This is a genomic window from Vagococcus sp. WN89Y (assembly GCF_052220145.1).
Classification (GTDB): domain Bacteria; phylum Pseudomonadota; class Gammaproteobacteria; order Enterobacterales; family Enterobacteriaceae; genus Kosakonia.
Window position 1 is genome coordinate 262,267 of the sequence record NZ_JBQPOM010000028.1, and the last position, 21,333, is coordinate 283,599.

At 51.1% G+C, this 21,333-nt stretch carries 15 protein-coding genes; 7 read left to right on the forward strand and 8 right to left on the reverse strand.

Annotated features, from left to right (window positions below; all coding sequences use genetic code 11):
• The first annotated feature begins 132 nt into the window (after positions 1-132).
• Positions 133-4,035 (forward strand): ATP-dependent RNA helicase HrpA, encoded by a 3,903-nt coding sequence (hrpA, locus tag ACTU3N_RS09885; protein WP_443085951.1) that lies wholly within the window; start codon positions 133-135, stop codon positions 4,033-4,035.
• Positions 4,036-4,050: 15 nt separating this feature from the next.
• Here hrpA and ACTU3N_RS09890 read toward each other — a convergent pair whose 3' ends face one another.
• Positions 4,051-4,455: a hypothetical protein gene (locus ACTU3N_RS09890; protein ID WP_443085952.1), complete on the reverse strand. Its 405-nt coding sequence runs from the start codon at positions 4,453-4,455 to the stop codon at positions 4,051-4,053.
• 203 nt (positions 4,456-4,658) lie between these two features.
• Between ACTU3N_RS09890 and ACTU3N_RS09895 the strand changes: the two genes are divergently transcribed.
• Positions 4,659-4,898, forward strand: coding sequence for a hypothetical protein (locus tag ACTU3N_RS09895; RefSeq protein WP_443085953.1), 240 nt, complete (start codon positions 4,659-4,661; stop codon positions 4,896-4,898).
• A 44-nt stretch (positions 4,899-4,942) separates the two neighbouring features.
• Here the strand turns inward: ACTU3N_RS09895 and ACTU3N_RS09900 are convergent, their stop codons facing one another.
• The 5 genes from ACTU3N_RS09900 to ACTU3N_RS09920 form a co-directional block, all read right to left on the reverse strand.
• A complete protein-coding gene (locus tag ACTU3N_RS09900) occupies positions 4,943-5,599 on the reverse strand; it encodes an O-methyltransferase (RefSeq protein WP_443085954.1) in 657 nt (218 codons plus the stop codon).
• A 20-nt stretch (positions 5,600-5,619) separates the two neighbouring features.
• A complete protein-coding gene (locus ACTU3N_RS09905; RefSeq protein WP_443085955.1) occupies positions 5,620-6,996 on the reverse strand; it encodes an efflux transporter outer membrane subunit in 1,377 nt (458 codons plus the stop codon).
• Positions 6,993-8,075 (reverse strand): HlyD family secretion protein, encoded by a 1,083-nt coding sequence (locus ACTU3N_RS09910; protein ID WP_443085956.1) that lies wholly within the window; start codon positions 8,073-8,075, stop codon positions 6,993-6,995. Before ACTU3N_RS09910 ends, ACTU3N_RS09905 begins: the two co-directional genes overlap by 4 nt.
• Positions 8,076-8,094: 19 nt before the next feature.
• Positions 8,095-9,747, reverse strand: coding sequence for an MFS transporter (locus ACTU3N_RS09915; RefSeq protein ID WP_443085957.1), 1,653 nt, complete (start codon positions 9,745-9,747; stop codon positions 8,095-8,097).
• A 195-nt stretch (positions 9,748-9,942) separates the two neighbouring features.
• Positions 9,943-10,221, reverse strand: a complete 279-nt coding sequence (locus tag ACTU3N_RS09920) for a hypothetical protein (protein ID WP_443085958.1) — start codon at positions 10,219-10,221, stop codon at positions 9,943-9,945.
• Between the two features lie 1,123 nt (positions 10,222-11,344).
• Between ACTU3N_RS09920 and ACTU3N_RS09925 the strand changes: the two genes are divergently transcribed.
• Together ACTU3N_RS09925 and aldA are read left to right on the forward strand one after the other, a co-directional pair.
• Entirely contained in the window at positions 11,345-12,142 is a 798-nt protein-coding gene (locus ACTU3N_RS09925) for a YdcF family protein (RefSeq protein ID WP_443085959.1), read from the forward strand.
• Between the two features lie 162 nt (positions 12,143-12,304).
• On the forward strand, positions 12,305-13,744 hold the full coding sequence (aldA, locus tag ACTU3N_RS09930; RefSeq protein ID WP_443085960.1) for an aldehyde dehydrogenase: 1,440 nt from the start codon (positions 12,305-12,307) through the stop codon (positions 13,742-13,744).
• A gap of 35 nt (positions 13,745-13,779) precedes the next feature.
• Here aldA and ACTU3N_RS09935 read toward each other — a convergent pair whose 3' ends face one another.
• A complete protein-coding gene (locus ACTU3N_RS09935) occupies positions 13,780-14,706 on the reverse strand; it encodes an alpha/beta hydrolase (protein ID WP_443085961.1) in 927 nt (308 codons plus the stop codon).
• A gap of 96 nt (positions 14,707-14,802) precedes the next feature.
• On the opposite strand from ACTU3N_RS09935, the gene cybB reads away from it, so the two are divergent.
• Both cybB and ACTU3N_RS09945 read left to right on the forward strand, forming a co-directional pair.
• Positions 14,803-15,333 carry a cytochrome b561 gene (gene cybB, locus ACTU3N_RS09940; RefSeq protein WP_443085962.1) on the forward strand — a complete coding sequence of 177 codons (531 nt, stop codon included), beginning with the start codon at positions 14,803-14,805 and terminating at the stop codon, positions 15,331-15,333.
• A 191-nt stretch (positions 15,334-15,524) separates the two neighbouring features.
• On the forward strand, positions 15,525-16,850 hold the full coding sequence (locus tag ACTU3N_RS09945) for an MFS transporter (RefSeq protein ID WP_443085963.1): 1,326 nt from the start codon (positions 15,525-15,527) through the stop codon (positions 16,848-16,850).
• 37 nt (positions 16,851-16,887) lie between these two features.
• On the opposite strand, the gene ACTU3N_RS09950 is transcribed toward ACTU3N_RS09945, so the two are convergent.
• Complete coding sequence (locus ACTU3N_RS09950) at positions 16,888-17,229, reverse strand: hypothetical protein (RefSeq protein WP_443085964.1); 342 nt, start codon at positions 17,227-17,229, stop codon at positions 16,888-16,890.
• A gap of 381 nt (positions 17,230-17,610) precedes the next feature.
• On the opposite strand from ACTU3N_RS09950, the gene ACTU3N_RS09955 reads away from it, so the two are divergent.
• The gene (locus tag ACTU3N_RS09955) at positions 17,611-21,021 is read left to right on the forward strand and encodes a molybdopterin-dependent oxidoreductase (RefSeq protein ID WP_443085965.1); all 3,411 of its coding nucleotides are present in this window, start codon (positions 17,611-17,613) and stop codon (positions 21,019-21,021) included.
• Positions 21,022-21,333 lie beyond the last annotated feature (312 nt).

The following is a 21,333-nucleotide window of genomic DNA, read 5'->3' on the forward strand; positions in this document are numbered from 1 at the left end:
TGGAATGAATAGCGCAATATATCGAATCCTATATTCGAATTTCTTGAACAAGAAAAGGATTCTCCCGATGTGTTATTCTAGGGTCATTATCTTCAGAAGACGTTTTCAGGCAGTGCTCTGCCCATTAAATCTATGACTGAACAACAAAATCTCACCATCAGCTCTCTCTGGCAGCAGCTTGATAACGTGATGCTACGCGACCGCCAGCGCTTTGCGCGCCGCTTGCAGGGCAGTAAGAAAGTTAAAAATCCTGAATCTCAGCAGGCGCTGTTTGCACAGTTGCAGCAGGAGATAGCGCAAGCGGCGGAAAAAGTCCTGGCGCGCACGGCGTCACGCCCGGCGATTACCTACCCGGACAACTTGCCTGTCAGCCAGAAAAAACAAGCTATTCTGGAGGCGGTGCGCGACCATCAGGTAGTGATTGTTGCAGGTGAAACCGGTTCCGGTAAAACCACGCAGCTGCCAAAAATATGTATGGAGCTGGGGCGCGGCATTAAGGGCCTGATTGGTCACACGCAGCCGCGGCGTCTGGCGGCGCGTACCGTTGCGAACCGTATCGCCGAAGAGCTGCAAACGGAGCCGGGCGGCTGCATCGGCTACAAGGTGCGTTTTAGCGATCACGTCAGCGACAATACCATGGTCAAACTGATGACCGACGGTATTTTGCTGGCGGAAATCCAGCAAGACAGGCTGCTGATGCAGTACGACACCATCATTATTGATGAAGCGCATGAGCGCAGCCTGAACATCGACTTTCTGCTTGGCTACCTGCGTGAGCTGCTGCCAAAGCGCCCGGATCTGAAAGTTATCATTACCTCCGCAACCATCGATCCGGAGCGTTTCTCGCGCCACTTTAATAATGCGCCGATTATCGAAGTTTCCGGTCGCACTTATCCGGTGGAAGTGCGTTACCGGCCGATAGTGGAAGAGGCGGACGACACCGAGCGCGATCAGTTGCAGGCGATTTTTGATGCCGTCGAGGAGCTGGGGCACGAAAGCGCGGGCGATATACTGATCTTTATGAGCGGCGAGCGTGAAATTCGCGACACGGCGGATGCGCTGAGTAAACTCAACCTGCGGCATACAGAAATCCTGCCGCTCTATGCCCGGTTATCAAACAGCGAGCAGAACCGGGTGTTCCAGTCCCACAGTGGGCGGCGCATTGTGCTGGCGACCAACGTGGCGGAAACCTCACTGACCGTGCCGGGCATCAAATATGTTATCGACCCTGGCACTGCGCGTATCAGTCGTTACAGTTACCGCACCAAAGTGCAGCGCCTGCCGATTGAGCCGGTCTCCCAGGCCTCGGCTAACCAGCGCAAAGGGCGCTGCGGGCGCGTATCCGAAGGGATCTGTATTCGTCTCTATTCGGAAGATGATTTTAATTCGCGGCCAGAATTTACCGACCCGGAGATCCTGCGTACCAACCTGGCGTCGGTTATTTTGCAAATGACGGCGTTAGGTCTTGGCGATATCGCCGCGTTCCCGTTTGTCGAAGCGCCGGACAAACGTAATATTCAGGACGGGGTGCGTCTGCTGGAAGAGCTGGGCGCTATCACCACCGATGAACAACAGACGGCGTATAAGCTCACGCCGCTGGGTCGCCAGCTCTCGCAACTGCCGGTCGACCCGCGCCTGGCCCGTATGGTGCTGGAAGCACAGAAATATGGCTGCGTGCGCGAAGCGATGATCATCACCTCCGCGCTCTCCATTCAGGACCCGCGTGAACGCCCGCTGGATAAAAAGCAGGCATCGGATGAAAAACACCAGCGTTTTCAGGATAAAGAGTCCGATTTTCTCGCGTTTGTAAACCTGTGGAACTATCTCGGTGAGCAGCAAAAAGCGCTTTCGTCTAATCAGTTCCGCCGCCAGTGCAAGGTGGATTTCCTCAATTACCTGCGCGTGCGCGAATGGCAGGATATCTATACGCAGCTTCGCCAGGTGGTGAAAGAGCTGGGCATCCCTGTGAATAGCGAACCGGCGGCGTACCGTGAGATTCATATTGCGCTACTGACCGGTCTGCTTTCGCATATCGGGATGAAAGATGCGGACAAACAAGAATTTACCGGCGCGCGTAATGCACGGTTTTCTATTTTTCCTGGCTCCGGGTTATTCAAAAAACCGCCGAAATGGGTGATGGTGGCAGAACTGGTCGAAACCAGCCGCCTGTGGGGGCGCATCGCGGCGCGTATCGATCCTGAGTGGGTGGAGCCGCTCGCACAGCACTTAATTAAGCGCTCATACAGCGAGCCGCACTGGGAACGCACGCAGGGTGCGGTGATGGCAACGGAAAAAGTCACCCTGTACGGGCTACCGATTGTTGCAGCGCGCAAGGTGAATTATAGCCAGATAGACCCGACGCTGAGCCGCGAGTTATTTATTCGCCATGCGCTGGTCGAGGGTGACTGGCAAACCCGGCATGCTTTTTTCCGCGAAAACCTCAAGCTGCGCGCGGAAATCGAGGAACTGGAACATAAGTCGCGCCGCCGTGACATTCTGGTGGATGATGAAACGCTGTTTGAGTTTTACGATCAGCGTATCAGCCATGAAGTAGTTTCCGCTCGCCATTTCGACAGTTGGTGGAAAAAGGCCAGCCGCGAAACGCCCGATTTGCTGAATTTTGAAAAAAGCATGCTTATCAAAGAGGGAGCAGAGCAGGTCAGTAAGCTGGATTACCCTAACTTCTGGCATCAGGGCAACCTTAAGCTGCGTCTTAGCTATCAGTTTGAGCCGGGCGCAGATGCCGATGGCGTCACGGTGCATATCCCGCTGCCGCTTCTCAACCAGGTTGAAGAGAGTGGTTTTGAGTGGCAGATCCCCGGTCTGCGCCGGGAGCTTATCATCGCGCTGATTAAATCGCTGCCCAAACCCACGCGTCGTAATTTTGTGCCCGCGCCGAACTACGCGGAGGCGTTTCTTGGCCGGGTAACGCCGCTGGAGCTGCCTTTGCTGGATGCACTGGAGCGTGAGCTGCGCAGAATGACCGGGGTGACCGTTGACAGGGAGGCGTGGCACTGGGATCAGGTGCCCGATCACCTGAAAATCACTTTCCGCGTGGTAGATGATAAAAACAAAAAGCTGCTTGAAGGGCGCTCGCTGGCAGCGTTAAAAGAGCAGCTAAAAGGCAAAGTGCAGGAGACGCTCTCTGCCGTGGCCGACGACGGTATCGAGCAAAGCGGTTTGCATATCTGGAGTTTCGGCACGCTGGCTGAAAGTTATGAGCAGAAGCGCGGTAACTATAAGGTGAAGGCCTGGCCCGCGCTGGTCGATGAGCGCGACAGCGTGGCTATCAAGCTGTTTGATAACCCGCAGGAGCAGCAACAGGCCATGTGGCGCGGTGTGCGGCGCTTGTTGTTACTGAACATTCCTTCGCCCATTAAGTACCTGCATGAAAAGCTGCCCAACAAAGCCAAGCTGGGGCTCTATTTCAATCCTTACGGGAAAGTGCTTGATTTGATTGATGACTGTATTTCCTGTGGCGTCGATAAGCTGATTGACGAGGCGGGCGGGCCGGTATGGACACAGGAGGCTTTTGCTGCGCTGCATGAAAAGGTTCGCGCTGAGCTTAATGAAACGGTGGTTGATATTGCTAAGCAGGTCGAGCAGATCCTTACCGCTGTGTTTACTATCAACAAGCGCCTGAAAGGGCGGGTAGATATGACGATGGCGCTGGGGCTATCGGATATCAAAGCGCAAATGGGCGGACTGGTCTATCGCGGTTTTGTGACGGGTAATGGTTTCAAACGCCTCGGCGATACCCTGCGCTATTTGCATGCTATCGAGAAACGTCTGGAAAAACTGGCGGTCGATCCGCATCGCGATCGCGCGCAAATGCTGAAAGTGGAACAGGTTCAGCAGGCATGGCAGCAGTGGTTAAATAAACTGCCGCCCGCACGGCGCGAAGACGATGATGTGAAAGAGATCCGCTGGATGATTGAGGAGCTGCGCGTGAGTTACTTCGCGCAGCAGCTGGGTACGCCGTACCCTATTTCCGACAAGCGCATTTTGCAGGCGATGGAGCAAATCGCCGCATAATTCAGTGACGCCTGCTTATAACGTAGGCGTCCTGGGTTTTATCCCGCTAATAGATATTTCCTGGGGAAACGGCGCGGCGGGTAAAAAGTAGGGATGTGAATTAGAATTTATGCTTTTTACCCCCAGTCGGGGAATATGATTTGGATAACAGAGTAAATTATTTTCTGAATTATTATTATCATTGGGTTGAACAAACGCTAAATTTCTTAACAGAAAATCATATTTATTTAATTTCAGTCGCCGCGCCATCACTCTTTGCGTGTTCATTTTCCCGCACTGAACATCATAATACGCTGCGGTATTTTTAACCGCCACCATCTTCTGCGCAAAGGGGATGTATTTGATATCATTTACTGCCAGCGCGTAGGCAGCCTTAGTGCTGCGGCAAACCATAGCGCGTAGATAATTTGTTATGTACATAATTAATTTCCCGCCATCTCATTTTTTAATCGTTGAAAAAAATTAATTCAACACTTGCCTATATTCTATAAAAAAACAATTCAAAAAGAGTTTATCTTTTTTATATAGCATCTTTTTTCAATAGCGCTAAGTTACCTCCCGAGCGATTACATATCTGATATGTATAACGGCAATGTTGCCAAAAATAAAAAGAGAGAAAAACCATGCCTGGAATTTCAACACGTCTTCAACCTTCGCCGCGAATTGTTGCTATTGAGCAGGCGTTAAAATTGCAAAAATCAAAAGCTAAAGATTCCGTGCTGGAATCCGTGTGCGGGGGGCAGATATTGCGGGTGAAAAACAGCAACAATACCCGGTTTGTGATGGGTATGCCAACAGGGGACTCACCGATGGTGACCGGGCTGGCTTTACGTTATTTCGACCAGATAAGCCAAAAGCTATAAGGCCGCTGGCTTACGCCGTGTGCTAAGCTAGTCCGGCGATTCGCTCAGTTAACCCATGCGAGGGTAAAACCGTCCCAACCTTTACTGCCCACGGTTTGCATGGCCGTCACCGTCAGACGTGGGTTTGTCCCCATCATTTCAATAAATTTACGTACGCCCTGTACGCTGGCATCGGTAGTGGCAGGGTTTATGACTTCCCCCTCGCGCACGACGTTATCGCCGACAATCAGCGTGCCGGGATGCGCGTAGTGCAAAGCCCATTTCAGATAGGTTGGGTTATTGGGTTTATCAGCATCAATAAAAATAAGATCAAACGGCGGGTGGTTACCGAGGTTTTCCAGCGTTTCCAGCGCCGGGCCTTCCGCGACCGTTACGCGATCTGCCACGCCCGCAAAGGTTAAATTTTCTCTGGCAATGGCGGCATGTAGTGGCGAGGCTTCAAGGGTGAGCAACTCACCGTCGGGCGGCAGTTCCCGCGCCATCCATAGCGTGCTGTAACCGCCAAGAGTGCCAATTTCAAGGATACGTTTAGCGCGCACCATGCGCACAAATAGCGCCAGTAACTGCCCCTGGGTGGGGGAGACATCAATTGCCGGTAACCCCGCGCGCTGGTTGTTTGCCAGCACCTGTTGCAGAGTTTCATCTGCCGGGATCAACATTTTTTCAAGATATTCATCAACCGCGGACCACTTCTGCTGCATAGCATTACTCCTGCGTTGTTTTAATTCAGCCCCGACCAGCCACCTCCCAGCGCGCGGTAGAGATCAACCTGTGCCAGTAACAGATTATTTTTAACCTGTACAACATTCAGTTGTGTGGAAAAGAGCGTCCGTTGGGCGTCAAGTACGTCCAGATAGGAGGAATAACCGTTACGATAACGGTTTTGCGCAATGCGCAATGTTTCCTGCGAAGCCTGCTGCTGGCCTTCCAGCTCGGTCAGTTGCTCGCCAAGACGCGTGATAGCCTCAAGACTGTCATTCACTTCTTTAAACGCATTGCGTACGGTTTTTTCATAGCTAAAGAGCGCCTGGTTACGCTGGGACATTGAGATATCCACCTGGGCGTTCAGCGCCTGGCGGTTAAGTAGCGGCGCGAGAATACTGCCACCCAGGCTCCACAGCTGCAACGGATTGTCCAGCAAACCAGGCAGAGTATTATCCTGCACGCTGCCGCTGGCCGTCAGGTTAATTGACGGCAACAGTTTGGCCTGTGAAGACCTGAGCGTCGCATCAGCAGCCAGCAGTTGACGCTGCGCCTGGACAACATCCGGTCGACGATTGAGCAAGGACGATGGCAACTGTGACGGCAGCTTTAGGGGGGTCAGCGTAGCAAAATGACTGCGCTGAACCGCGCCAGGGTTGCTGCCAAGCAGAATGGTCAGGGCATTCTCTTGCTGGCTGATTTGACGCTGTAATACCGGCAGCTGGGCACGGGTTGAGCGCAATTCGGTGTCCGACTGCATCAGCTCCAGACGAGAAGTATAGCCTGTTTCATACTGACGGCGGGCGAGTTGCCAGGCTTCTTCGCGCGCTTTTAACGTAGCTTGCGTCACGCGCAGCTGCTCATCAAGCGACAACAACGTGAGATAACCACTGGCGATATTGGTCGCAACCGTTAAGTCAGCAGCGGCCGCCGCTGCCTTTTGCGCCTCAAGCGTCGCGTCCGCTGCGTGTGCAGCATTGCGATTCACTCCCCAGATATCCACATCGTAGCTGGCCGTCAGGTTGCCTTTATAAACCGTTCCATAAACCGGCAAACCGGTCGCGGCAGATTGCGAGCGCGCACGGGTTGCTGAAAGCTGCGCATCCAGTTCCGGGAAAAGCGCGCCGTTGGCAGCATACGCGCGCGCCTGATATTCATTGACGCGCTCACGGGCAATCAGGACATCACTGTTATAGCGTAAACCTTGATCTACATAGCGATTTAACTGACTGTCATGAAAATTCCGCCACCACAGACTGTCGTTTTTACTCAGCGGACCGGTATCATTTCGCCAGGCTGTCGGGATGTTTAGCGAAGGGTTTGCCTGCTGGACATTAACCGACTGGCAGCCTGCCAGTATCAGACTCAGGGCGACGGCAGTCGCTCTGCTCCTCATTGCGCGACCTCTTTTGTATCGATGTAAACCTGCACCGACATCCCAGGGCGCAGGCGCGCCAGCTCTTCAGCTTTTCCATCAACAGCAATGCGCACCGGTATACGCTGCGCGATTTTAACAAAGTTACCGGTGGCGTTATCCGGGCTGATTGCGCTGAATTCAACACCGGTTGCCGGTGAGATACTTTCAACACGGCCAGCAAAAGCGCGGCCATCCAGCGCATCGACGGTGAAACGCACCGGTTGGCCGAGGCGAACATCGGCCAGTTGCGTCTCTTTGAGATTGGCTATCACCCAACGCTGGGAAGGTACCAGCGCCGTCAGTCGCGTTCCGGCAGCAACATATGCCCCAAGACGCACACTTATCTGCCCCAGTTGTCCGTCGCGCGGAGCAACGATCCGGGTGTTTTGTAAATCGATCTGCGCCAGTTCCAGCGCCGCTTTGGCACTTTCTACATCGGCCTGCAATGAAGCATGATTGACGATGGTCGTTTGCAAGTCCTGGCGGGAAGTTTCAAGCGTGGCCTGCGCCTGCGCAACGTTGGCGGTGTTTTCCGCCGCGGTGGCAAGTGCCGCATCGCGCTCGCGCACTGAAAGAGAGCCATCCGCAGCCAGTTCTTTCACGCGTTTTAAATCGGCCTGCGCTTTCAGATTCTGCGCTTTGGTGCTGGCAAGGGCGGCTTCATTACGTTTGATAATCGCCTGCGCGCTTTTGCGCTGCTGTATATTATTTTCCAGTGCCGCCTGTTTCATCGCGAGGGTTGCCTGCGCCTGGTGGACACGCTGGCGGTAAATACGGTCGTCAATCTGCATAATCAGACTGCCTTTTTTTACCCAGGCGAAATCCTGCGTGGCGACCTCGGTGATATAGCCGTTAACCTGCGGGCTGATAAATGTTGTCTGCCCGTGCACATAGGCATTATCCGTAAACTGTGTCTGGCGGGTAAAAGGGGGAAGTTGCCAGGCGTAAAGGATAACCAGTACGCCGACCACAACGATGGCGGCTGCGGTAAAGATAGACACGATCCGCACGTTACTGCGGGTATTTTCCCGCGCTTTGGCTGCTTCCTGCTGGCTCATAGATACTCTCGTAAAATCATTATTTGCTTCCAGTTGCCCGTTTCAATGTCAGTCGGGCAGTAATACGTAGACGCAATAAGCGCCACAAAATCCATACCAGAGTGGCAGCCGCTATACTGGCCGTCAGAAGGTAAGTGTCGTTATAAGCCAGAATATTCGCCTCCCGCGTGCTGAGCGTTTGCAACTGCGTTGTGGCCTGGGCACTTAACAATGTGCTGTCATTTAACGTGCTTTGATACATTTGGCTATAGAGCTGCAAACGCTCATTCACTAAAGGGTTTAGCGTGGTGAGCTGGTCGGCCAATAGGCTGGAGTGATACTTTTCCCGCCAGGTTTGAAAGGTGCCGAGAACAGCGGAGCCAAGTAAGCCACCAATGTTCTGGCTCATGCCAAAGAGCACCGAGAAGCTGACCAGGTTTCGCGGTTCGGCGACCACGCCACCGATGCCAGCGAGCATTGCGGGAGCGATAAAAAACGCGCTGGCAAACCCGAGCAAAAACTGGCTGAGCATCAGCTGATCCGGACGAGTCAGACTGGTCGAGTGGCTGTCCATGAGCGAGGCTGCCACCATCAACGCCAGCGAAGTGACGATCGGCCAGGCCAGACGCTGCGGTTTTATGGTCAGGCAACTGGCAACGATGCCGCAGACGATCCCGGCAAGGATAGACCAGGCAAGGCGGGACATCTGTTCGTTCTGCAAACCGACATATTGCAGCCAGGCATAAATCCCGGTGTTTTGTTCAGCCAGCACGATGCGAATCAACACCATAATTAACCCAAGGCGCACGATACTGCCGCTGGAGAGCCAGCGGGTGTTGAGCAGAGGGTTAGTACGATTGTGCTCGAAAACAATTGCCGACACGATCAGTACTATGGCTGCGGCCAGCGACCAGCCAATCCACGGCGCTTCAAGCCACCAGTCGAGGCGCCCCATAGATAGCACCGCGCAGAGCAGCGCCATACCGGGGGCCAGTAAAAAGAAGGTGATAAAATCCTTCTTCTCGAACACTTTTTTACGATCGCCCGGCGGCAGCTTCAGCAAGATGACGCAGCCAAGCGAGATAAGCGCCAGCCCCAGCTCGAACAGATAAAGGCCGCGCCACTCATCCAGTTGCAGCAGTTCGGTTGAGAACAGGCGTGCCAGAGGGATGGCGAGTGAGGAGCCGGTGATGCCAATAGTTAGCGCTTTAAGGCGATGTTTCGCGGGCCATGCCTGTATCTGGTAATAGATGCCAAGCGAACTCAGCGCCGCCGCAACCATGCCGTGTGCCGCCCGAACTAACAGCGCCGAGTTGAGATCGTTAATAAATAAGTGAAAAAAGGTGACCAGCACATAGAGCACCAGAAAACCTTCCGTGAAGGCGCGCAGACCGTATTGCTGGCGGAATTTGACCAGCAGCAGGTTGATGGAAACATTGGTCATTACATAGACAGCCGGCAGCCAGGCAATTTCAGTTGACCAGGCGGCAAACGTACCTTGTAAATTTTGCAGGTTCGCTGTCACCATCGCATTGCCCAGCGCGCCGGTCATACAAACCAGCAGGCCAACAATACCGTAAGCGATACGTCTTGGTGTGCTGTGAAAGGGCGTGGAGGGAGAACCCAGCAGCATCGGTTTTTCATGGGGAGCCCACTCACGCGGTGCATAAGGATCGCTTTTCGGCTGACGCATTCTTTCTTGTGTACCTCAGGTTACAGCTTATCGACCAGGGTTGATAATTAACAGGCTAATCATTTAAAAGGGTTAGAACAAGTAATGCAAGGGTAGACGAAAAAAAGAGAACACGTGGAGAGGGTGTGTTGATAAAGCGCGAGAGGAGGGGATGTATGTCCCGGAGAACGGGGAAACCCGCTCTCCGGGGAGATATTAACTGGTGGTTTCTGCTCCCTTTTCTGTCAGCACTCCAGATTCCTCTCTGGATTTATATTCATGAGCTACTTCGTAGCCATCAGGCTGGACTTCTATAAAAATATATATACGTTGATATCCCGTCCATTCCGCAGGGAATTTAGCTCCTTTAGAACCATTGCCTAAATCCACCATTTCAGGATTGTTGTTTTCATAAACAGGAACCGGGACATTGCCAAGGTTAGGAATACTAAGGTAAGCTACAACAATTATCTTTCTGGATTGCGGCGGAACCATATCGCTATATCCCTGCTGCTGGATTACAACACTACCATCCTGAACAAAAGCGTCTGTTGCATAATACCCGGGGATGGGATCTAAAATAATATCAGCTATATATTACCTCTATAATTAATGAATGCGTATGTGTATTAAATAGCGGGTAGTGTCTTACGATAAAGAAATAAGACAATTCGTTTTGCAAATAACAAGAATATTAAAAATATTATTCGCATCAAAGGCATTGTCAACAGGTGGTTTTGACTGAGACTTATATCCTGCCTTTGTCTTAAGTATAGCAATTTTCTAAATACGCAAACCAATAATAACGAGTGATGTTTCTTATTTTTTAAAGCTTATTAAATTAGAAAAGGATACGTTCAGTGGAGAAAAAAACAGCCAGTGTGATAGTTTTATTATATAAAATTATAACACCGAAGAGCAGGGTGGAGTCTGCCCTTCGGTGCCCGTGTTATTATACCGCGCGGAAGCGGCACTCTGCATGGGATCATACTACTCCTGCATCCCGGTAAAATAATCAGTTAGTTAGGTAAAAGCACTGCCATCCCCCGGCGAAATATAACATTTGCTGTCAAAAAATAATCATTTATTTATGCAAGCATCACATATTGCAGTAGAATATCGAAAAATACTCTTGCAATCATGCAAGTCGCTACAACAATGAACATGATGCCCGTTATATTAAACACGCGCATTTACTATCCGATGTATTTAATAGCATTTATATAACTGTCTGTTGACAACAATGACTGCCCGGACCAATAAAACTCCTTTACTCTTATAATTATAACTTTATTGTTATAAAGTAATAGCAAAAAGGTACTGTGCGCTCCGTGCAGTAAAAATGCCAAATAATTTAGCCACGGCTCCTTTGACTCCCTTCGTTATTTAAAAAGATAGCTGCTCAATTTATAAACAGCCAATGTTCTACACGATGAAACGTCTGAAATTAAAATAACACTACATAAGGTACTGAGTAACTTAATGAGTTATGTTTGATTTTAAAGGCATCACTTTAATTATTTAGCAAAACAAGGCATACAAAAACGGTTTCGGAGTGATCCCCTGTTCAGGTAGCATCAACCTGCCAGTATGGAGCAAGCGATAAGAAGGAGGTTTTATGATAACGACTTTCCCTGCCTTACCAGAAAGGACACGAGCAGCAGCCAATACCGTAGGTGAATGGCTGGCACAAAACGATTTTACCGGAAAACCCACGCCAATCCGTGCAGATATGGTGATCCTGGCCGGTAACGCGGTCATTCCTACCATTGATGCTGCTTGTGCTTTAGCCGCAACGCAGCAGTCCCCGCTATTGATAAGCGGCGGCGTTGGGCACTCCACCACATTTCTTTATGCAGCGATTGCACGCCATCCCCGGTATAACGCCATACGCACTACCGGGCGCAGCGAAGCGGCTATTCTTGCAGATATCGCCCGCCAGTTCTGGAACATCGACGGTGATAAACTTCTGGTGGAAGACAAGTCCACCAATTGTGGTGAAAATGCGCGATTTAGCCTGGATTTGTTGCAAAGCAGGCAAATCAAGCCGAAAACAGTAGTGGTCGTGCAGGACCCTACCATGCAGCGCCGCACGATGGCGACATTTGCGCGTGTTAGTCAGGACTGCCCCGACGCGCCGCACTGGCTCAGCTGGCCAGGTTTTACACCTTCTCTGATTAACACACCGGACGGGCTACGTTTCCAGCCAGCGCAAAAAGGAGTGTGGCCGGTGGAACGCTATCTTTCGCTGATACTCGGTGAAGTGCCGCGGCTGCGCGATGATGTGAATGGCTACGGACCAAAAGGGCGTGATTACCTGATCCATATCGATTTCCCGCCTCATATTGAAGAAGCATGGCAGATTCTCTCCACTGACGTCACGCTGCGCGACGCGCTTTCCAGCCGCTCTCTCTGAATCATTGACCGTTTGCGTAACTTACCGCGAACGGTCGCTCGGCACGATTTATCGCGAGTCCTCTCACAAAAGCAGGCCGGTTATCTTTGGTATTCCTCTGGCGGGATATATTTTTAACAAACATTTCACCTGTTAAAAACAATGTTATTACCGGAGAAGATCATGACGACCCCCGTACAACATCCAATGTATATTGATGGGCAGTTTGTTAGCTGGCAGGGCAATAACTGGCTCGATGTGGTGAACCCGGCAACGGAAGAAATCTTGTCGCGTATTCCTGACGGTGGCGCAGAAGATGCGCGCAAAGCCATCGATGCGGCTAAGCGCGCGCAACCGTCATGGGAAGCGCTACCGGCCATCGAACGCGCGGGTTGGCTGCGAAAAATTGCAGCTGGCATTCGTGAAAAACAGCGCGAAATTAGCGCGCTGATTGTTGCCGAAGGCGGCAAAACTCGCCAGCTGGCCGACGTTGAAGTCTCATTTACCGCTGATTACATCGACTATATGGCTGAATGGGCGCGCCGCTATGAAGGTGAAATCTTACAAAGCGATCGTCCCAATGAAAACATTTTTGTCTTCAAACGCGCGCTTGGCGTGACGACCGGCATTCTGCCGTGGAATTTCCCGTTCTTTTTGATTGCACGCAAAATGGCACCTGCGCTGATTACCGGTAACACCATCGTGGTTAAGCCCAGTGAATTCACGCCGAACAATGCCGTTGCATTCGCTAAAATCGTCCATGACGTAGGGTTGCCAGCAGGTGTTTTCAATCTGGTGCTTGGCCGCGGAGAGACCGTGGGTCAGGAGCTGGCCGGTAACCCCAACGTGGCGATGGTCAGCATGACCGGTAGCGTTGCGGCGGGCGAGAAAATCATGGCGGCCGCCGCGAAAAATATCACCAAAGTCTGCCTGGAACTGGGTGGAAAAGCGCCTGCGATTGTGCTGGATGATGCTTCGCTGGAACTGGCCGTAAAAGCCATTGTCGACTCTCGTGTTATCAATAGCGGGCAGGTGTGTAACTGCGTCGAGCGTGTCTATGTGCAAAAAGGCATCTATGACAGTTTTGTTAATCGCCTGGGCGAAGCGTTACAGGCCGTGCAGTTTGGCGATCCGGCACAACGCGACGACATTGCTATGGGGCCGCTGATTAATGCCGCCGCGCTGGCACGCGTTGAAGAAAAGGTGGCGCGCGCCGTATCGGAAGGCGCGCGTATTGCGCTCGGCGGCGAAGCGGTAAAGGGGAAAGGCTACTTTTACCCGCCAACGCTTTTGCTGGATGTCCGCCAGGATATGGCGATTATGCATGAAGAGACCTTTGGGCCGGTTTTGCCGGTGGTGGCTTTCGATACGTTGGATGAGGCGCTGGCGATGGCGAACGACAGCGACTATGGTCTGACCTCCTCGGTGTATACCACGGATTTGCACTCGGCGATGAAAGCCGTGCGCGGTCTCAAATTCGGTGAAACCTATATTAACCGGGAGAACTTTGAAGCGATGCAGGGCTTCCATGCGGGCTGGCGTAAATCCGGCATCGGGGGAGCCGATGGGCGCCACGGTCTGAACGAATATCTGCAAACCCAGATGGTCTATCTGCAATCCTGAGCTGTTGCCCCCGTCACGCAGGACGGGGGCGCACATCACACCTTTGTGGCAATCCATGACATCAATAGCTCCGGCCAGACCGCAACCGGCAGCCCCAGCGCGTCGCGGATCCCGAAGCCATGTTTTCCCTGTTCAAACAAGTGCATTTCCACCGGTACACCAAGACGGCGTAACGCTGTGAACATCACCACGCTGTTTTCCACTTTTACCGAGGGGTCATCGACCGCATGGAGCAAAAAGGTCGGCGGGGTTGAGCCATCCGCCATTTGCTCCATTGAGTAGCAGCGGATTTGCTCAGCATCAGGAGTATCGCCAATCAATTGCTGGCGCGAAACAGTATGATCGATATCAGCCTGCATGGTGATGACCGGGTAAATCAGCGCCATAAAAGCCGGACGGGCGCTTTCGTTATCGATAACATCCTGCGCCGGGTACACGGTTTCTTTATAGCGTACCCCGAGGCTTGCTGCGGCATGACCGCCCGCGGAGAAGCCAAGGATGCCAATCCGCTCGGGATCCAGCTGAAAGTCTGCCGCGCGGGCGCGCAGGGTGCGCATTGCCCGTTGCACATCGGCGAGCGGGGCATCAGCCCCTTCTGCATGCCCATCGCCCGGCAAACGATAGGTCATCACAAATAACGTATACCCTTTGGCATTGAAACTGGCCGCCAATGCACTGCCTTCTTTGTCCAGCACCACGCGGCGATATGCGCCTCCGGGTGTGACTAAAATGCCTGCGCCGTTCGGGTTTTGCGACGCATAGACGGTTATTTGTGGTGCACGCACGCCGGTCACCGAGCGGTCAAGTTTTGACTCACCCGTGTGTTGCTCTTCGAGGTGAAAATGGGCCGTGCTTGTTTTTGCGCCGGGAGCGTCTCCCTGCGGCCAGACCGGGAAAGTGATAGCGCGTGCAACCGCCGACTCCATCATTGTTAATAGCACTTCAGGACTGATATCTTTCACGCGATTCGACTCCTTAAGGGGTTAGAGCAAAGTTAATGATTTTTTAATTAAAGCCAGCTATGTTGGCGTTCTGTTTGTTTTCTTTTAGGAAAGTGTATGCGCAGTCATTACTCCGGGATTCAAATCGCCATCCACTGGCTGGTGTTTTTGTTGGTTGTTATCGCGTATTGCGCCATGGAATTTCGCGGTTTAGCGCCGCGCAGCTATCGTCCTTACTTTAATATTACGCACGTCTCTTGTGGCATCAGCGTACTGGTGTTGATGGTGGCGCGTTTGCTGGTGCGCCTGAAAAAACCGTCGCCGCCTATCGTGCCGAAGCCTGCGCCGATGATGACGGGCCTGGCGCATTTGGGCCATCTGGTGATTTATCTGCTATTTATTATCCTGCCCATTCTCGGACTGCTCATGATGTATAACCGTGGCGGCCCGTGGGTCGCGTTTGGTTTTGTGATGCCCCATGCCGCTGAGTCAAATTTTGAGTTAGTCGATACGCTCAAGGAGTATCACATTACGCTTGCAAAGTTAGGCTATGTGGTCCTTGGCCTGCACGCTGCGGCGGCGCTGCTCCATCATTATGTCTTTAAAGACAATACGCTACTGAGAATGCTGCCTAAAAGAGGCCGCTAACCTCCGCTTTCCGGCCCCGCATAATGCGGGGTTTTCTTATTCTGGCTCAGGTAAAATGTGATCCTGCCTGACTTTTTAGCAGTCAAAGCCCGGCAGAAATCACATTTCGCGCCATCTGTACTGCGTGAAATTCGTGCAAGCAGTATAGATAGTATATCTATTATAGAAACACTATCGCAGATGGAGGGAATATGACACAGCCAGTTCAGGAGTCTCTGGATCGGTTGGCTACCCAGGATGGGGCCAACGCATCACGCAAATTACGTAAAGTTTTACTCGCCACAGGTATTGGTCACTTTGTTGAGTGGTTCGACTTTGGTCTCTACGGCACGCTGGCCGCCATCATTGGCCTGCAATTTTTCCAGGCTGCAGAGCCAAGCGTCGCGCTGCTCTCCTCTTTTGCCGTGTTTGGCGCGGGGTTTGTGATGCGCCCACTGGGCGGGCTGTTTTTTGGCTCGCTTGGCGACAGAAAAGGGCGGCAGAAGGTACTGGCGACAGTGATTCTGCTGACCTCCGGCGCAACCTTTGTGATGGGGCTTTTGCCCACGTATCACCAGATCGGTATTACGGCCACGGTTTTACTGGTCATAACCCGCCTGGTCCAGGGGTTTGCTGCCGGGGGAGAAAGCTCAGGTGTGACTACTTATCTGGCAGAATACGCGCCGGACAAACGTCGTGGTTATGTGACGTGCTGGATAGATAACTTTGGGTTTATGGCATTTGTTGTCGGTTCCGGGCTGGTGTTTTTACTGACTGCCACGCTAGGTGAAAGCGCGATGAACGACTGGGGCTGGCGCATTCCTTTTTTAATCGCCGGGCCGCTTGGGTGGGTGGGGCTGTATTTGCGACAGCACCTGGAGGACTCGCCGGAATTCCTTGCGGCACTAAAAGAAGGGAAAACCGAATCGGCACCGCTACGTAAAGCTGTCACAACCGCGTGGAAAGCACTGCTGTTTTGTGTAGGCTTCGTGGTTATCAAAGCAGTAGGGCACTGGACGCTGCAAACCTTTATGCCGGGTTACCTTTCGACCGAACTGCATTTTTCTAAACTCAATGCGTATGCGATAACCACTATCGGTCTTTTTTCGGTCGCCGTGCTGGTGCCGTTTATGGGGTATTTGTCAGATATATATGGCCGCAAACCGCTGATGCTGGCAGGCTGCGCCGGGTTTATTTTGCTCAGCTACCCGGCAATGATGGTGATGGCCAACGGCGATGTGCTTTCCGCCGTGCTGGCAATGGTGATGCTGGGGGCGTTTATCGCTGCCTTTGATGGCGCCTGTACGGCCGCGATGGCGGAACTTTTTCCAACCAGCGTTCGCTATGGCGGTCTATCGATGGCCTATAATTTTGCCGTTGCCTTTTTCGGTGGTATTACCCCGTGGTTCTCCGCCTGGCTTATTACCAGCACGGGTAACAAATTTTCGCCAGCATTTTATGTGATGGCCGCTGCGCTTATTACATTCCTTACCGTATTACGCGCCCGTGAAACGGCAGGGCAGCCATTAAAACGATAAAATATATCCGGTGGGGAAACTCACCGGCTTCTCTTATTTATTCCACCATTTTTATGCCATAGGGACAAAGTTCGAACAAACACATATCCTGCGTATCGCAAGATCGTAAACTTTTATTATAGTTTCCTGGGCAATTAGTTTTCGTTTTCAGTTTCTCCCAGGTTTCAGCAGACCAGGGCATAGAATGAATAATAGTAAAATCACGCTCTTCGCCATCAACAAAGACCCCCAGTGACGTTGTATGCAGGATATTTCCGGGGCGCAAGAAGTAAAGACCTTCATACCAAATAATCACTGATAATTCATTGGTGAGTCCTGCTTTTGCAAAAGCCATTCTGGTGCCTGGCGACACCAGCATCTCTGTAATATTCCATCGCATACAACCTCCTTGCGGTATAGCACTTTCAAGAAAAAGCTTAACAGTTATAAATTGGAAAAAATGAACATCAGACCATCTAATAATATTCATTATCCTTCACGATGGAAAATAAGAATTGGGGATATTTAATTTTCTTTACATTTTGTCGGTTAAAGATCTTTAAGTGTTGATAAATGGACTTTCGTATTTTGTTTCTTACCGACACGACAAATAAATAACTCACTCAAAAAACTATCAATTACATAACAATCTCCTTACCTTTTCCAAAATCAATTTTGTCATTTATTCTCATAAAATATATTATATTAGATAAAATTGTTGCTCTATTTACTATTATAGCGCTACGTTTATTGAGATAAGCCCATAACCAGAGCGCTAAAAATGAAAAGTAAGCTTATCCAGGGATATTGCGCATTATGCCGATCCCGCTGTGGAACTTTAAATGAGATAACCGGCGGGCGATTGACAAATGTCCAGGCGGATCAGAACCACCCGACAAGCGGAGCGGTATGCCTGAAAGGCAAAGCCGCGCCAGAGCTGATTTACAGCGAAAATCGCGTTCTTTGGCCGCTACGCAGAACCCGTTCAAAAGAGAGCGAAGATCCAGGCTGGGAGCGTATAAGCTGGAAAGACGCGCTGGATGAAATAGCAGAAAAGTTATTAAGGTATAAAAAAGAAAGCGGCGCAGAATCCGTTGCATTTGGAGTCACAACACCCAGTGGCACACCTATTATTGACAGCGTGGAGTGGATTGAGCGTTTTGTCCGGCTGTACGGCAGCCCAAATATGTATTACAACGCAGAGGTGTGTAACTGGCATAAAGACGTGGCTCATACTTTTACGTTTGGTTGCGCAATGCCCGCAGCGGATTATAAAAATGCTGAGTTGATTATCCTGTGGGGAAATAACCCGGCCGCGACCTGGCTTGCTCAGGCCAGCGCAATCGGAGAAGGGCGCAAGCGCGGCGCTAAAATGCTGGTCATCGATCCCCGCCATACTGAGCTCGCCGCATCAGCTGACGTCTGGCTCAATATAAACCCAGGCACCGATTTAGTGTTAGCCATGGGGTTAATTCATCAACTTTTATCCGAAAAGCAATTTGACGTTTCGTTTGTTCGCAACTGGACAAATGCCCCCTTACTGGTGAATGACGAAACGGGGTTATTTTTGCGTGAAAATGATATAGACCCGGATCGGGAAAGTAACCATTACTTGATCTGGGACAATAATAAAAACACACTGCGACCCTGTACCCCGAATGTAGCGGGTAATAAAGATTTTTATCAACGCGCTGCATTATCAGGTGGTTTTTCCGTCTTATTACATAATGGCAGAACAGTGTTATGCACCCCTTCGCTGGTTAAATTACAACAGGCCGTCGCGCCTTATAATCTCGATTATGTTGCAAAGCTGACAGGAATTACTGCTGAGAAATTAAAAGAGGCGATATTATTAATCGCCAATTCCTCCCGTATTGCTTACCATGCCTGGGTAGGTATCGCACAGAGTTTGAATGCTACACAGTCAGAGCGGGCAATAGCGATATTTTATGCGCTCACAGGCGCGTTCGATATATGCGGCGGCAACCGTATTTACGCCTCACCGCCAACGAATCAGGTCAACAAATATACATTGTGTCCGCAAGAACAAAGAAATAAAGCGTTGGGTTTATCAGAGCGTCCTTTAGGGCCTCCCGCCAACGGTTATATCGCTACAGCGGATTTACAGCGCGCTATCCTCGATGGACAACCTTATCCCGTGCGTGCATTCGTGTGTTTCGGCGCCAATATGTTGTCTTCACATGGTAACGTCGATACTGCCGTGGCGGCACTGAAACAACTGGAGTTTCATGTCCACTGCGACCACTTTGTTACGCCCACGGCCCGGTTTGCCGATATTTTGCTCCCGGCATGCACCTTATGGGAGCGGGAGGCGCTGAAAATTGGTTTTGAAATATCCGCACGCGCGCAGGCACACGTACAGCTTCGCCCCCGGCTGGTACCGCCACAAGGGCAGTCGCAGCCGGATTATGCAATTGTTTTCCAACTGGCCTGTCGGATGGGTCTGGAAGAGGCTTTTTTTCATGGCGATGTCGATGCTGCTTTTAATCATATTTTACAACCCAGCGGGCTGACGACGACACTTCTGCGCCAGCATCCGGGCGGTATCACGCTGAATCTGGTGAATCACGAGAAGAAATACAGCCTGCCGCACCCGCAAACCGGGATACCTGCGGGTTTTGCCACTGAAACCGGCAAAGTGGAGCTATACAGTGAAAAACTTTTTCGCCATGGTTATCCTCCGGTGCCGGAATTCCATTCGTTAGCGCAACAGGACGAGAACTTTCCGCTGCGTCTGACCACAATGAAACATCCCTTGTTCTGCCATAGCCAGCATCGAAGCCTGGTCAGTTTGCGTCGCAGAGCGCCCGACCCGCAGGCGATTATCAGTCGGGCTGTCGCAAATCTGCAGGGCATAGAAAATAAAGACTGGATAGAGGTCGTGACCGCAAGCGGAAAGGCGCGATTTACAGCCAAAATTGACGATGCGATTAACGATGATGTGGTGATTGCGGAATATGGCTGGTGGCAAGGCTGCGTGGATCTGAATCAACCGGAGCTACCTGTCAGAGGCGAGTGCAACAGCAATTATAACGCCTTAGTTAATTATGAGACGGTAGATGCAATCAGCGGTTCTGTACCATTGCGCATGGAAAATTGTGCCGTCCGACGCATCGGCAGTTCTCTTGCCTGGAAAGGGGAGCGTATATTCACCGTTTCCCGCATTGTTAATGAAACAGCTGATGTAAAAAGCATCAGTTTTATCCCAACCGATGGTTATTCATTACCAGACTGGCAACCAGGCCAGGACGTTATTTTGCGTGTTTTTTGCGCCGGTGAACCGGAAGGTATTTGCCGGGCGTATACGCTAAGTAGTGCCGCAGGTCAAAACCGCTATACCATTTCGGTAAAATTAAGCAAAGGCACAGATAATAAAGGCAATGCCTGGAAAGGGCAGGTATCGTCCTGGGTCCATGAGCAGTTGCGGGTCGGTGATGAGGTGACGCTCACCGCGCCTGATGGTGCTTTTATTATCCCCCGACACCGGCCAGCACCGGTTGTTATGGTGGCAGGGGGGATCGGTATTACTCCTTTCATCAGTTATCTGTCATCGTTAAACCCACAGGAGCACGGCGCTGATATATGGCTTTATTACGCAAACCGTAATAGCGATCACCATGCGTTTCGCCAGCAATTACACATGCTGGCGCAGCAGATCCCCCATTTAAATATTGTGAATGTTTATCAGGAACCAAAGGCAAGTGATCTTATCGGGCGCGATTACCAATATCGCGGGTTTATCAGTGCTGGTATCTTTGCAGAAAATTTAATCAATGCACGTGCACGCTTTTATTTATGCGGGCCGGATGCCATGGTAAGTAGCCTGGAAACAGGTTTGATTCGCCGGGGGGTCTTTTCTTTCGATATTTTCAAAGAGCTGTTCACACCTCCTGGCAGACGTATTGCCACGACGAAAGCGAGCTATAATGTTACCTTTGCAAAAACAGGAAAAACGCTGCTGTGGAGTGCGGATTCCGGTACGCTTTTACAGTTCGCGGAGAAAAATCACATCCCGATGGCCGGCGGATGCCGTGTTGGTGTATGTGGCTGCTGCGCCGTAAAAGTTAAAACTGGCGAAGTGGAATCTTTAAGTGATGCTGATTCAGCGCAAAGCGATACATTCCTCGCATGCCAGTGTGTGCCTGCAAGTGATATCATTGTTGATGCATAATAATACGCCCTGAATATACTGACCGGAGGTTGTAAGTTCAGGGGTAAACAGCACTGCCAGCATCCTGTCTTTGATTATTCGCATACTCGCTGTTTGCTCAGGAAATAACTAAATTTGCTTTCCTTGTTTCACCTTGCGCCAAAACTGCAACATATTAATAAATACCAAAAATCATCACCTGCAAAAAACAACAGAACGAGATGAACGACTTAAATAAGTCCTCATGCTACAGTCTACAATCGTTTGCAATGCTTTGCTTTTGTTTTTCTGAACAATTCAAGTAAATAATTCCATTGCTTATTTTTAATTAAG

Bases quoted from the DNA above. Each gene is read 5' to 3' on its own strand.
- hrpA (WP_443085951.1), top strand. From the start codon at position 133: ATGACTGAACAACAAAATCTCACCATCAGCTCTCTCTGGCAGCAGCTT.
- ACTU3N_RS09890 (WP_443085952.1), bottom strand. From the start codon at position 4,455: ATGTACATAACAAATTATCTACGCGCTATGGTTTGCCGCAGCACTAAG.
- ACTU3N_RS09895 (WP_443085953.1), top strand. From the start codon at position 4,659: ATGCCTGGAATTTCAACACGTCTTCAACCTTCGCCGCGAATTGTTGCT.
- ACTU3N_RS09900 (WP_443085954.1), bottom strand. From the start codon at position 5,599: ATGCAGCAGAAGTGGTCCGCGGTTGATGAATATCTTGAAAAAATGTTG.
- ACTU3N_RS09905 (WP_443085955.1), bottom strand. From the start codon at position 6,996: ATGAGGAGCAGAGCGACTGCCGTCGCCCTGAGTCTGATACTGGCAGGC.
- ACTU3N_RS09910 (WP_443085956.1), bottom strand. From the start codon at position 8,075: ATGAGCCAGCAGGAAGCAGCCAAAGCGCGGGAAAATACCCGCAGTAAC.
- ACTU3N_RS09915 (WP_443085957.1), bottom strand. From the start codon at position 9,747: ATGCGTCAGCCGAAAAGCGATCCTTATGCACCGCGTGAGTGGGCTCCC.
- ACTU3N_RS09920 (WP_443085958.1), bottom strand. From the start codon at position 10,221: ATGGTTCCGCCGCAATCCAGAAAGATAATTGTTGTAGCTTACCTTAGT.
- ACTU3N_RS09925 (WP_443085959.1), top strand. From the start codon at position 11,345: ATGATAACGACTTTCCCTGCCTTACCAGAAAGGACACGAGCAGCAGCC.
- aldA (WP_443085960.1), top strand. From the start codon at position 12,305: ATGACGACCCCCGTACAACATCCAATGTATATTGATGGGCAGTTTGTT.
- cybB (WP_443085962.1), top strand. From the start codon at position 14,803: ATGCGCAGTCATTACTCCGGGATTCAAATCGCCATCCACTGGCTGGTG.
- ACTU3N_RS09945 (WP_443085963.1), top strand. From the start codon at position 15,525: ATGACACAGCCAGTTCAGGAGTCTCTGGATCGGTTGGCTACCCAGGAT.
- ACTU3N_RS09950 (WP_443085964.1), bottom strand. From the start codon at position 17,229: ATGCGATGGAATATTACAGAGATGCTGGTGTCGCCAGGCACCAGAATG.
- ACTU3N_RS09955 (WP_443085965.1), top strand. From the start codon at position 17,611: ATGAAAAGTAAGCTTATCCAGGGATATTGCGCATTATGCCGATCCCGC.